The organism is Aeribacillus sp. SP014 (assembly GCF_054055575.1).
Window position 1 is genome coordinate 3000675 of the sequence record NZ_JBSRXI010000001.1, and the last position, 12888, is coordinate 3013562.

Below are 12888 nucleotides of genomic sequence, written 5' to 3' on the forward strand. Positions count from 1 at the left end.
TATCAAAAAAGAGAGCCGGAATCAAGTCATCAAAACAGAGGTGATCGTTAAGTGCGTTGGACGTTTGTTGCTATGATTATGCTGGAGATCGGGCTTTATTTCTTGTTGAAAAATTTCGATCTCTTTTTCAATATGAACATGAACACTTTGCCTTTCTTTTTTATCATGTTTGGCATCGCCTTTATGGTTCAGGCAAAAGCGGAAAAGGATGACCAAGCAATCGTTCCTGCCGTTCTGCTGCTTGGCCTTGGCATCCATTTTTTATGGGGAAAATCATTCCCGTTCTGGCCTGATGATTTAACCGCAATGATCTGGATCATTGCCCTTGCTTTCATTATTCGGTCTGCTCAAGCAAAAAGCGGGTTTGCACAAGGATTTATCCTTCTTTTGATCGGAAGTTTCCTTTACTATTTTCCTTCCGCTTTGACATCTTTTATTCAAAAGAGCGTTTCCAATTGGCAAGCCTTTTGGCCGATTCTTTTTGTTATTGCAGGTTTGTATTTATTGTTTTTCAGAAAAAAATAAAAGGAAACAGCTCGAAGCGGTTAAGCTTCTCGAGCTTTTCCTTCTGTATCCAGCCTAAAGCAATTTCATTTTATGATAGGAATGGATAAATGGCTGACCATGCATCCTCTTTTCCGTAACCAGTTTCTGCTGAAAAAAGAATAAGCGGATCATTTTTTTCCATTTTTAGCGTTTCTTTCACTACTTTTAAGTGTTTTTGCCATTTTCCTTTAGGAATTTTATCCGCCTTTGTGGCGACAATTACAGCAGGAATTCCATGATATTTTAAAAATTCGTACATCATGACATCATCAGATGTAGGTGCATGGCGGATGTCTATGATAAGAAATACATGCTTTAAGCTGTTCTCTTTTGAGCAAATACGCTTCGATCATTTTCCCCCATTTTTCCCGCTCCCTTTTCGACACTTTGGCAAATCCATATCCGGGAACATCAACGAAATAAAATTGATCGTTAATTAAATAAAAGTTTAACGTTTGCGTTTTCCCAGGCTTTGAAGAGGTTCTCGCCAAATTTTTTCTATTGATCATTTTATTAATAAACGAAGATTTCCCGACGTTAGACCTTCCTGCCAGAGCGATTTCTGGAAAATCGGTTGATGGATATTGATCAGATTTAACCGCACTTATGACAATTTCTGCTTTTGTTACCTTCATTCTTTTTCTCCTGCCAATGCATGTTTTAATACTTCATCCATATGTGAGACAAGAACAAAAGTCAATTCTTTTCTCACGCTTTCTGGTATATCATCTAAATCCTTTTCATTTTCCTTCGGCAAAATAATTTTCTTTAAACCGGCACGATGGGCGCTTAATGTTTTTTCTTTTAAACCGCCTATCGGCAGAACGCGGCCTCTTAAAGTAATTTCACCTGTCATTCCGACTTCTTTTCGAACCGGTCTTCCAGTTAATGCTGAAATAAGCGCCGTTGCCATCGTAATGCCTGCAGACGGTCCATCTTTTGGAACAGCTCCTTCAGGCACATGAATATGGATATCATATTGTTCGTGGAAATCTGGATCTATCTTTAGTTCTTTTGTTCTAGATCGAATATAGCTGAAAGCGGCTTGAGCCGATTCCTTCATGACATCTCCGAGCTTTCCGGTTAAAATCAACTTGCCTTTACCCGGAGAGATGGACACTTCAATGGACAGCGTATCGCCGCCGACCGTCGTATATGCGAGACCGGTCGCCACACCGATTTGATCCTGCAATTCTGCCTGACCGTATCGAAACAATTTTTTGCCCAAAAAGTCTTCAAGAGTTTTAGCGGTTACAACAATTCTTTTTCTTTCACCTGTTACAATCGTTTTCGCTGCTTTTCGACATATTGCTGCGATTTGGCGTTCTAACCCTCTTACCCCTGCTTCGCGCGTATAATAACGAATTATATTTAAAATTGCTTCTTCTCTTATTTGCAAGTGACCTTTTTTCAGTCCATGCTCTTTTAATTGTTTTGGAAGAAGATGATCTTTGGCGATATGAACTTTTTCTAATTCGGTATAACCGGCAATTGTGATAATTTCCATTCTGTCGCGCAGCGGACCTGGAATAGTTGCTAAATTATTAGCTGTCGCAATAAACATGACTTTTGATAAATCATACGGCTCTTCAATATAATGATCGCTGAAATTATGGTTTTGCTCCGGATCCAGCACTTCAAGAAGAGCAGCTGAAGGATCACCGCGAAAATCGCTGGACATTTTATCAATTTCATCCAGCAAAAATACCGGATTAATCGTTCCCGCTTTTTTCATCCCTTGAATGATCCGACCCGGCATCGCACCGACATATGTTCTTCTATGGCCTCTTATTTCCGATTCATCCCGAACGCCGCCAAGAGAAATTCGAACGAACTTTCTATTTAATGATTTTGCAACAGAACGGGCAAGAGATGTTTTCCCAACGCCAGGCGGTCCCACTAAACATAAAATAGGGCCTTTAAGCGAATTTGTTAATTTTTGCACTGCTAAATATTCAAGCACCCGTTCCTTTACTTTATCTAGTCCGTAATGCTCTTCATTTAAGATCACTTCCGCCAGCTTTATATCCAGTCTGTCCTCTGTTGCCTTGTTCCACGGCAAGGAAATGAGCCAGTCTAAATAATTGCGGATCACCGCACTTTCAGCGGATGTTGAAGGGATTTTTTCATATCGGCTGAGCTCTTTCATAGCCGTTTTATAAACATGTTCCGGCATTCCCGATTTTTCGATTTTTTCAGTCAAATCTTCTATTTCGCCCGTTTTCCCTTCCTTTTCTCCGAGCTCTTTTTGAATGGCCTTCATTTGTTCGCGCAAATAATATTCTTTTTGCGTCCGTTCCATTGATTGACGGACCCGCTGGCCTATTTTCTTTTCAAGCTGCAGAACTTCCTTCTCATTATGAAGCATTTGAATAATTTTATTTAATCTTTCTTTCACATCAAATGTTTCTAATATTTCTTGCTTATCTTTCAGCTTGATCGGCAAGTGGGAAGCAATAATATCGGCCAATCTTCCTGGTTCATCTATATCCAAAACGGTTGCAAACGTCTCACTTGAAATTTTTTTAGACATTTTTATGTATTGCTCAAAATATTCAAGCGCAGTTCGCATCAAAGCTTCTTCTTCAACATCTTTTTGAAGCGGTTCTTCATAAATATCAACTTGTACAGAAATATATGGTTCCTTGCTTTCAAAACTTTTGATTTCGCCTCTTTTTTGTCCCTCGACAAGCACGCGAATGGTGCCGTTCGGCAGTTTGAGCATTTGCTTAATTTTCGTCAGCGTTCCAATATGGTATAAATCATCCTCTTTTGGATCATCTATTGAAACTTCCTTTTGTGTTGTTAAAAATATCATATGATCATCCATCATCGCCTTCTCAAGCGCCTGTACAGATTTATCGCGTCCTACATCTAAATGTAGCACCATCGATGGATAAACTAACAAACCTCGAAGCGGTAGGAGGGGGACGATTCTATTCTCTTTTTTCGCCATATTTTTACACCTCCATCATGTGAAAAATAGATTATACAGCGTCCTTGTTCAATTCTATCCTATTCTTTCTGCACTGTCTATTTTCAAACTTATCTTTATTGAAAGGAATAAATAACTGCCTCAACAAAAATAAAGGTTCAGTGCCACGGCCTGAACCCTGTTAGGCATTTGGAATGAAGACGCTGCTTTAAACCGATTTTTTCTCTATGATTGTCTCTGGATAAATTTGCTCCGTTGGAGGATTGATAAGCGCACAATCTAACACTTCCTGAAAGCTTCGAACAGGAATAATTTCAATGTCTTCAATCGTTTTTAAAATTGACTGCATATTCTCCTCTGGTATGATCACTTTTTTTGCACCTGCCATCTTGGCAGCTTTTATTTTTGGAATAATTCCGCCAATCGGTTTTACATTCCCATGAATGCTGATCTCTCCAGTCATCGCAACGGTATTATCAACAGGAATTTTGTGGATGGCAGAAAAAATGCCGGTTGCCATCGCTATTCCTGCACTCGGTCCATCAACAGGTACCCCGCCGGGAAAGTTTACATGAATATCATAATCATGGGCATTAACTCCCATTGATCGTAACACTGTTATGACATTTTCAACGGAGCCTTTGGCCATGCTTTTTCTTTTGATGGATTTTCCGCGGTCGCCAATGTTTTCTTCTTCTACAATACCTGTAATGTTGATCGTTCCTTTTTCTTTTGCCGGAATAACCGTCACTTCCACCTCTAATAAAGAGCCGCTGTTTGGTCCGTAAACAGCAAGACCGTTCACCAGTCCAACTTTAGGTTCATTTCCAATTTTCTTTTCATATTTTGGTGTAAGCTGGCTGGAATGGACAATCCATTCAATATCTTCGACTTTCACTTCATTTCGGTCCTCGGTGATGGCAATTCCAGCAGCAATTTGCATCATATTGGCAATTTCTCTTCCATTGCGGGCATAAGAAGTTAAAATGGATATTCCTTTTTCTGAAATTTTTACATTTACTTTTTCAGCCGCTTTCCGAGCAACGACCGCGAGTTCATCGGCCGTTAAATCTCTAAAAAATACTTCAAGGCAGCGCGAGCGAATGGCGGGCGGTATTTCAGATGGTGTTCTTGTAGTTGCCCCGATCAAGCGAAAATCAGCCGGGAGACCGTTTTGGAAAATATCATGAATATGACTTGGAATTTGAGAATTTTCTTCACTATAATAGGCGCTTTCTAAAAAAACTTTTCGGTCTTCAAGTACTTTTAACAGTTTATTCATTTGAATGGGATGGAGTTCGCCAATTTCATCAATAAACAACACGCCGCCGTGTGCATGAGTCACTGCTCCTTGTTTCGGCTGTGGAATTACCGGCTTGTCCCATCGCCCCAGCACCTTGATAAATGGGATCATGAACAGAACCTATTAAAGGATCAGCTATTCCCCGTTCATCAAATCTCGCTGTTGTTGCATCCAATTCAACAAAAACAGCATTATGTTGAAAAGGAGACTTTTTATTTCTTTTCGCTTCTTCAAGAACGAGCCTTGCAGCAGCCGTTTTTCCTACACCAGGAGGTCCGTAAATAATAACATGCTGGGGATTCGGCCCGCATAAAGCTGCTTTTAATGCTTTGATGCCATCCTCCTGTCCGACGATGTCAGAAAAGCTTTTTGGACGAATTCGTTCTGAAAGCGGCTTTGATAATTGGATAGCTCTCATTTTTCTCAATTGTTCCATTTCTTTTTTCGACTCGCGGTCAATGGAAATTTTTTGCGTCCGCTGATTCCGCAATAAATTCCAAAAATAAAGACCGACAATGACTCCGAAAATTAATTGTATGAAAAGGGCAATCCCTGTCCAGTTCATCCTGAGTTTCCTCCTCAACAAATGTTTATCCCCTATTATCTCCTTTGCATATACGGATTAAACATATGTTGAGGACGGATTTTCATGAAAAGAAGGATCGAGTTGTATGAACTCGATCCTTCTTATTTTTATGAGAACAACTATCCTTTTACAAAACCAAACTGCTGCAAATTCAGACTAAAAAGCCCGTCAAAACGTGTCTTATGCGGAAGTTTTCGTATCTTCATTTATAATGGTTCCATCATTTGCAATCAGCTTCGGAGGAATTTTTTCTCTTACAGTGTTTGCCGTGATGACACATTTTGTAATATCATCACGAGACGGCAATTCAAACATCACATCAAGCATAATGCCTTCAATGATAGAACGAAGGCCGCGCGCACCTGTTTTTCGTTCAATTGCTTTTTTCGCAATTTCTGATAATGCTTCTTCTTCAAATTCCAGCTCAACGCCATCTAGCTCGAGCATTTTTTGATATTGTTTAACAAGCGCGTTTTTCGGTTTTGTTAATATTTCGACAAGTGCTGCTTCATCAAGCGGTTCAAGGCTGGCAATGACAGGCAAACGCCCGATAAATTCCGGAATTAACCCGAATTTTAATAAATCCTCAGGTAGCACCTTTGAAAGCAGCTGCTTTTGATCAAGCTCTTTGTTTCGGCTATCTGCTCCAAATCCAATGACCTTTTGCCCTAATCTGCGCTTGACGATTTGCTCTATGCCGTCAAATGCTCCGCCGCAAATAAATAATATATTAGTCGTATCGATTTGGATAAATTCTTGATGCGGATGTTTTCTTCCGCCTTGTGGAGGAACACTTGCTACAGTTCCTTCCAAAATTTTCAGAAGTGCTTGTTGGACGCCTTCACCAGACACATCTCTTGTAATGGATGGATTTTCTGATTTTCTAGCAATTTTGTCAATCTCATCGATGTAAATAATTCCTTTTTCCGCTTTTTCCACATCGTAATCAGCAGCTTGGATTAGCTTCAGCAAAATATTTTCAACATCTTCCCCAACGTATCCAGCTTCCGTTAACGACGTTGCGTCAGCAATTGCAAATGGAACATTCAAAATGCGTGCAAGCGTTTGTGCAAGCAGCGTTTTTCCGCTTCCTGTCGGCCCGATTAACACAATATTACTTTTGGACAGCTCAACATCATCAATTTTATTGTTTGAATTAATCCGCTTATAATGGTTGTAAACTGCAACCGCCAAAGATTTTTTTGCCTGCTCCTGCCCGATTACATATTCATCTAAGATGCTGAGAATTTCTTTCGGTTTCGGAACATCCTTAAATTCAGCCTCTTCTTCCGTGCCAAGCTCCTCTTCTACAATTTCTGTGCAAAGTTCAATACATTCATCGCATATATAGACGCCAGGACCAGCAACCAGCTTTCTCACTTGATCTTGAGTTTTTCCGCAAAACGAACATTTTAACTGTCCCTTTTCATCGTTAAACTTAAACATGATATCACCCCTTAATTTCCTTCATTGCCTCCCCACCCATATATAAACCGCACGCATGAATCGGGGAACAATGCTTTTCAAACAAAAGAAAAGTATGTATCGCATTTTATCATAAAACAAAAGAAAAGCGGTAATGAAAAGTATGTATAGTTATGTGACAATTATTATGTACAGTTTCGAACGATTTAACGCTTTTCATTTTATAAAACAAGGCACGATCAAATCGCGCCTTGTTATCAACTTTATCAAAGATCATGATGTTCCTGTAACTATATTATGCAACATCTTTTCTATTTTCTACAAGAAAATCGACCGCTTTTTTAATTTTTAAATCTTCTTTTATTCCTTCTGTTGAACCGAGTGCTCTCTTAACGCTTTCAACTGGCATATTGTACATGTCAGCCATTTTTTGCAGCTCTTCATTTACTTCTTCTTCTGTCACATCAATGTTTTCAGCTTTCGCAATTGCTTCTAATGTTAAGTTATATTTCACGCGCTTTTCAGCGTCTTTTCTCATTTGTTCACGCAATTCTTCTTCGCTTTGGCCAGAGAATTGGTAATACAGTTCTAAGTTCAAGCCTTGCAATTGCAAGCGTTGTTGAAATTCATTCATCATTCTTTCAAGTTCATTGTCAATCATCACTTGCGGAATGTCCACTTCAACATTTTCTGCAGCTTTTTCAACAAGTTCATCACGAAGTTTATTTTCAGCTTGTGTGTTCTTTTGCTCTTCTAAACGCTCTCTAATTTTCGCCTTTAATTCTTCAAGTGTTTCAACCTCATCGTTTACATCTTTTGCAAATTCATCATCCAATGCAGGGAGTTCTTTCGTTTTGATTTCATGAATTTTCACTTTAAAGACAGCCGGTTTTCCAGCAAGCTTTTCCTCATGATATTCTTCAGGGAACGTTACTTCTACATCCTTTTCTTCGCCTGCTTCAAGCCCGATCAACTGATCTTCAAAACCAGGGATAAATGTGCCGGAGCCGACTTCCAAAGAATAATTCTCAGCTTTTCCGCCTTCAAACGCTTCGCCGTCAACAAAACCTTCGAAGTCGAGGACGACTGTATCTCCCTCTTCCACTTTTCCTTCTTCTTTCACAACCAATTCAGCATGCCGTTCTTGAAGCTGTTTTAATTCGTTTTCCACATCTTCATCCGTAACGGTTGTATCTTCTTTTTGGACATCCAAACCTTTATATTCGCCAAGTTTCACTTCTGGTTTGACCGTTACTTTAGCCGTAAAAATAAGCGGTTTATCTTTTTCAATTTGTTCAATATCAATTTCAGGACGGTCTACCGGTTCAATTCCAGCTTCTTCAACCGCTTTTGGATAAACTTCTGGAAGCAAAATATCAAGCGCATCTTGATATAGCGCCTCAACACCGAATCTCTTTTCAAAAATAGGGCGCGGCACTCTTCCTTTGCGGAATCCTGGAACGGCTACATTTTTTACAACTTTTTTAAATGCTCGATCCAGCGCTTCTTTAAATGTTTGTGCATCTACTTCAACGGTTAAGACTCCTTCGTTTTTCTCTAATTTTTCCCATTTAACTGACATTTGTTTCCCTCCAACAATCTATAAATATTATTCGTGAGTACACGATAAAAATTTTTTATATGCCTTGTCCGTAAAGAAACAAGCCATAAAATAAATATGTCAAAAAAGGATAACCGCACCAATAGCAAGAAAGGTGCATACAAAAAATATACATTTTACAACCATTTTATTATACCATAGGATACAATCCTTTCAATAGGACTCTACCATCTAATGTTTGAAATTTCTTCAATTTGTCTAATTTTATCGCAAACTGAAATAAACTCAGCACTTTTTATGTTGTAAATCCGCTCAACTTCCGTCAGCTTGATGACGATCCCAAAAATTTCGTAGCCAACGTAATGAAGCGCTGCTGCCCAAATATTTGCATTTTCCGGTTTAGGATGAAAAGGATACATGACATATAAATGACGAATCCATATATCTTTTACAGCTTCGAAAAGGGTTGGATTTTCATTTCCTAAAAAATCGTCCAAAAGATTGAGCACTTTTTTGGCAAACGTCATTTCTAATAAATCTTGAAGATGGATAGGATTTACAGCGGTAGTTTCCCCGAATTTCTCAACGGTCATTATTCGTGCTATTTCATGATCTCGCAATATTTGCAGCAGCATTGTTTTCACAACCGGATGGACCGTTTTTGACTGAAGCATCTCTTCAATCGTATGTAAATTTTTTTTAACATTATTATTATTTTTGATCGAATGTATGTAGGAAATTTGCTTGTCCAGCCTGCTGAAAAGATCATCGTCATTCGGTTCTGGACTGATTTGCTCTTCGCTCATCCTCCGGCTAAAATGAAGCAGCTTGTAAAACTGTTCTGCATGTGCTGCCGGAAGTTTATTTTCTTCCAAAACCGCTTCAATCGTCGTTTTTACCTCATCATATTGTCCAAGCTGTACTAAAATCGTTAAATACATCTGCAATATTTCAAAATAATTTCCTTTTGCTTCGTGAAGCATTTTTTTACAAATTTGTTTTGCTTCCTGATATTCTCCAAGCTCCATTAAGCATAAAGCAATTCCTATTTCAATATCAGGGTGATTTGAATTCCAAGATCTCGCCTCTAAAAAAAGGTCGAGCGCTTGTTCAAATTGTTTATTATGTAACGCATTCATTCCTTTTTCAATCAATCGTTCTTTAAGTCGGGGAAAGGGAATGATTTTTCCATTCGCTTTTTTCATTGTAGAAAACCTCTTTATGATTTTGCTACAAGTTTACCAGCTGGGCAACGAGAAAACAAGAATCAAAAGAAAAAGCGGAGGATGCAATATCATCATCCCCACGCTTTTGCCTTTTGTTCAAATTGGCTGATCTGCTCTTCATATAATAATGTAAATCCTATTTCGTCGCGTCCATTTAAAAGCATTTCCTTCCAATGCTCATTAATGTCAAAATGAAACTCAAATCCTTCTTGATCAAATACTTTTTGCTGTTCTAAATCAATCGTACATTCGTACACATTTCCTTCCGCTTTTTTGAGCAATGTTTCAAACACTTCTTCATTGACCCGTATCGGCAGGATTCCGTTTTTTAAACAGTTTTGATAAAAAATATCTGCGAAGCTAGGCGCGATAATTGCGCGGAAACCAAAGTCTGCTAAAGCCCATGGAGCATGCTCTCTTGATGAACCGCAACCGAAATTTTCGCCAGCCAGCAAAATTTGTGCGCCTTTGTAGACTGGCTGATTTAACTCGAATTGTGGATTTTCCTCACCATTATCTAAATATCTCCAATCAAAAAAAGCAAATCTTCCATAACCTGTCCGTTCAATTCGTTTTAAAAATTGTTTCGGAATGATTTGGTCCGTATCCACATTTGTTCTATTTAATACTGCAATATGGCTAGTTAATGTTGTAAAAGGCTGCATGCTGCTTCTTCCCTCCTCATTTTACTGCTTCAAGCTTCTCTGTCCGAATATCAACAAACTTACCATAAATTGCTGCCACTGCTGCCATTGCAGGACTCACTAAGTGAGTTCTTGCCCCTTTCCCTTGACGTCCTTCAAAGTTGCGGTTGGAAGTAGACGCACATCGTTTTCCAGGAGGCACGACATCGTTATTCATGCTTAAACACATGCTGCATCCAGAATCTCTCCATTCAAAACCAGCATTGATGAAAATTTCATGCAATCCTTCTTGTTCTGCTGCTTGTTTTACTTTTTGGGAGCCTGGAACTACGATCGCTTTCACATTTGGAGCAACCTTTCGTCCTTTAATTACATTCGCCGCTGCACGCAAATCAGTTAGTCTTGAGTTTGTACATGATCCAATGAATACATAATCGATTTCAATGTCTTGAATGTTCGTTCCCGGTTCAAGTCCCATGTACTCATACGCCCGTTTGAAGGAAGCAGCTTCATTTTCATTGCGTGCATCCTCAAGTGTCGGAATCGAATGGTCAACAGGCAGCACCATGCTTGGATTTGTACCCCAGGTAACCATCGGTGCGATGTCTTCCCCGCGGATTTCAATTGGTTTTATCAAATGTAGCTCCTGGATCAGATCTTAAAGATTTCCAGTAAGCAACTGCTTTTTCGAACTCTTCCCCTTTCGGAGCATATTTTCTTCCTTTTATATAATTAAAGGTTGTTTCATCCGGAGCTATTAAACCGGCGCGGGCACCTGCTTCGATTGACATATTGCAAATAGTCATCCGTTCATCCATTGATAAGCTTTCAATCACTTCACCCGAATATTCAATAACATAGCCTGTACCGAAATCAACACCAAATTTTCCAATAATGTAAAGGATGACGTCTTTGGCCGTGACTCCTTCTGACAAAGATCCTGTCACTTTCACTTGCAAAGTTTTCGGACGGTGCTGCCATAATGTTTGAGTGGCCAAAACGTGTTCTACTTCACTTGTTCCGATTCCAAATGCCAGCGCCCCAAAAGCGCCGTGTGTCGATGTATGGCTGTCTCCGCATACAATAGTCTTTCCTGGAAGAGTAAGCCCTAATTCCGGACCGATAACATGGACAATTCCTTGATCATCGCTGTCTAATCCTGCCAGAGTAATTCCAAATTCTTGGCAGTTTCTTTCTAAAGCACTTATTTGGTTTTTAGCTACATCATCTTCAATGACAAAGCGGTTCACGGTTGGGATATTATGATCCATTGTGGCAAAGGTGAGATCAGGACGTCTCACTTTCCGTCCGTTTTGTCTCAATCCTTCAAAAGCTTGCGGTGATGTAACTTCATGTATGAGATGAAGGTCAATATAAAGCAGATCCGGTTTTCCCTCTTCCCTTACGACCACATGATCATCCCAGATTTTTTCTATTATGTTTCGAGGCTTCATTTTCTTTTTCCCCCTATTTCCTGTTTTGTATCTATTAAGAAAACGGTGAGCTCCTCCTGCCGGAAAAGCCCACACCCCCCCATTTTATTCGTAGGAATCGATAATATTTAATAGTGCATAATCGTTCGCAAGCACTTCTTTGATTTCTTCCACCATTTCAGTTGTATGAATAAATGCACCTTCATTATTTGTTAAATCTCTCGTGCACTTTCCGGAATCCAACACATGTTTAACCGCTTTTTCAATGGCTCTAGCTTCTTCATGAAGATCAAAGGAATAGCGGAGCATGAGCGCACCAGATAAGATCATTCCGACAGGGTTTGCCAGGTTTTGGCCGGCAATGTCAGGAGCTGATCCATGCACTGGTTCATATAAGTGCAATCCACTGTTTGATAAGCTTGCTGAAGGAAGCATGCCCAACGATCCAGTGATCATGGATGCTTCATCGCTTAAAATGTCACCGAACATATTTTCCGTCACAATCACATCAAACTGGCTTGGCATGCGGATCAATTGCATGGCCGCATTATCAACAAGCATATGCTCCAATGTGACATCAGGGTATTTTGAAGCCAATTCTTCAGCAATTTCACGCCAAAGCTTGCTAGTTGTAAGCACGTTTGCCTTATCAACAGACGTTACTTTTCCTCGGCGTTTTTGCGCCATTTGAAAAGCTGTTTCTAAAATGCGTTCAATTTCTTTCCGTTTATAAAAAAGCGTGTCAACCGCTGCTTCTTCTCCGTCTGAAACGATTCTTTCACTCGGTTTCCCGAAATAAAGTCCGCTTGTCAATTCGCGTACAATCACCAAGTCAACATCTTCTATTTTTTCTCCCTTTAACGGAGATATTTCTTGAAGGGCTTTATAAGTTTGAACAGGGCGGATATTTGCAAATAAGTCCAACTCTTTTCGAATGCCTAGCAATCCTTTTTCCGGACGGAGTTCAGGAAGATTTTTATCCCATTTCGGACCGCCTACAGCTCCTAATAAAACCGCATCGCTTGAACGACATAATTCAATCGTTTCTTCAGGAAGAGGTGTCCCGCACTTATCTATCGCTTCTCCGCCAATTAAGCCGAATTCAAATTCAAAATCATGTTTGTAATATTGTCCAATAGCCTTTAAAACCTCAATAGCTCCGTTCGCTACTTCTTTTCCAATGCCGTCTCCCGGCAAAACAGCGATTTTTTTCTTCATCACGTTCCACC

The 12888-nt window shown here is 39.6% G+C and carries 7 protein-coding genes and 3 pseudogenes; 1 reads left to right on the forward strand and 9 read right to left on the reverse strand.

What is annotated here, in order from left to right; translation table 11 throughout:
* Positions 1-51: 51 nt before the first annotated feature.
* Positions 52-525 (forward strand): hypothetical protein, encoded by a 474-nt coding sequence (locus tag ACVIJU_RS14685; protein WP_063387466.1) that lies wholly within the window; start codon positions 52-54, stop codon positions 523-525.
* Positions 526-595: 70 nt separating this feature from the next.
* On the opposite strand, the pseudogene yihA reads toward ACVIJU_RS14685, so the two are convergent.
* The 9 genes and pseudogenes from yihA to leuB all read right to left on the reverse strand — a co-directional run bounded on the left by yihA (position 596) and on the right by leuB (position 12877).
* A pseudogene (gene yihA, locus ACVIJU_RS14690) lies at positions 596-1181 on the reverse strand (ribosome biogenesis GTP-binding protein YihA/YsxC).
* Positions 1178-3502: an endopeptidase La gene (lon, locus tag ACVIJU_RS14695; protein ID WP_063387464.1), complete on the reverse strand. Its 2325-nt coding sequence runs from the start codon at positions 3500-3502 to the stop codon at positions 1178-1180. Before lon ends, yihA begins: the two are co-directional and overlap by 4 nt.
* Positions 3503-3689: 187 nt before the next feature.
* A pseudogene (gene lonB / locus ACVIJU_RS14700) lies at positions 3690-5349 on the reverse strand (ATP-dependent protease LonB).
* 201 nt (positions 5350-5550) lie between these two features.
* Complete coding sequence (gene clpX / locus ACVIJU_RS14705) at positions 5551-6816, reverse strand: ATP-dependent protease ATP-binding subunit ClpX (RefSeq protein WP_063387462.1); 1266 nt, start codon at positions 6814-6816, stop codon at positions 5551-5553.
* A 274-nt stretch (positions 6817-7090) separates the two neighbouring features.
* Entirely contained in the window at positions 7091-8377 is a 1287-nt protein-coding gene (gene tig / locus ACVIJU_RS14710; protein ID WP_063387461.1) for a trigger factor, read from the reverse strand.
* A 203-nt stretch (positions 8378-8580) separates the two neighbouring features.
* Positions 8581-9561, reverse strand: a complete 981-nt coding sequence (locus ACVIJU_RS14715; protein WP_063387460.1) for a tetratricopeptide repeat protein — start codon at positions 9559-9561, stop codon at positions 8581-8583.
* A gap of 92 nt (positions 9562-9653) precedes the next feature.
* Positions 9654-10247, reverse strand: coding sequence for a 3-isopropylmalate dehydratase small subunit (gene leuD, locus ACVIJU_RS14720; protein WP_063387459.1), 594 nt, complete (start codon positions 10245-10247; stop codon positions 9654-9656).
* Between the two features lie 16 nt (positions 10248-10263).
* Positions 10264-11680 (reverse strand): annotated as a pseudogene (gene leuC, locus ACVIJU_RS14725) (3-isopropylmalate dehydratase large subunit).
* 84 nt (positions 11681-11764) lie between these two features.
* Positions 11765-12877 (reverse strand): 3-isopropylmalate dehydrogenase, encoded by a 1113-nt coding sequence (gene leuB, locus ACVIJU_RS14730; protein WP_063387457.1) that lies wholly within the window; start codon positions 12875-12877, stop codon positions 11765-11767.
* Positions 12878-12888 lie beyond the last annotated feature (11 nt).

What these genes read in the sequence shown, in the direction of transcription:
- lon (WP_063387464.1), bottom strand. Translation starts at nt 3,502, where the DNA reads ATGGCGAAAAAAGAGAATAGAATCGTCCCCCTCCTACCGCTTCGAGGT.
- clpX (WP_063387462.1), bottom strand. Translation starts at nt 6,816, where the DNA reads ATGTTTAAGTTTAACGATGAAAAGGGACAGTTAAAATGTTCGTTTTGC.
- tig (WP_063387461.1), bottom strand. Translation starts at nt 8,377, where the DNA reads ATGTCAGTTAAATGGGAAAAATTAGAGAAAAACGAAGGAGTCTTAACC.
- ACVIJU_RS14715 (WP_063387460.1), bottom strand. Translation starts at nt 9,561, where the DNA reads ATGAAAAAAGCGAATGGAAAAATCATTCCCTTTCCCCGACTTAAAGAA.
- leuD (WP_063387459.1), bottom strand. Translation starts at nt 10,247, where the DNA reads ATGCAGCCTTTTACAACATTAACTAGCCATATTGCAGTATTAAATAGA.
- leuB (WP_063387457.1), bottom strand. Translation starts at nt 12,877, where the DNA reads ATGAAGAAAAAAATCGCTGTTTTGCCGGGAGACGGCATTGGAAAAGAA.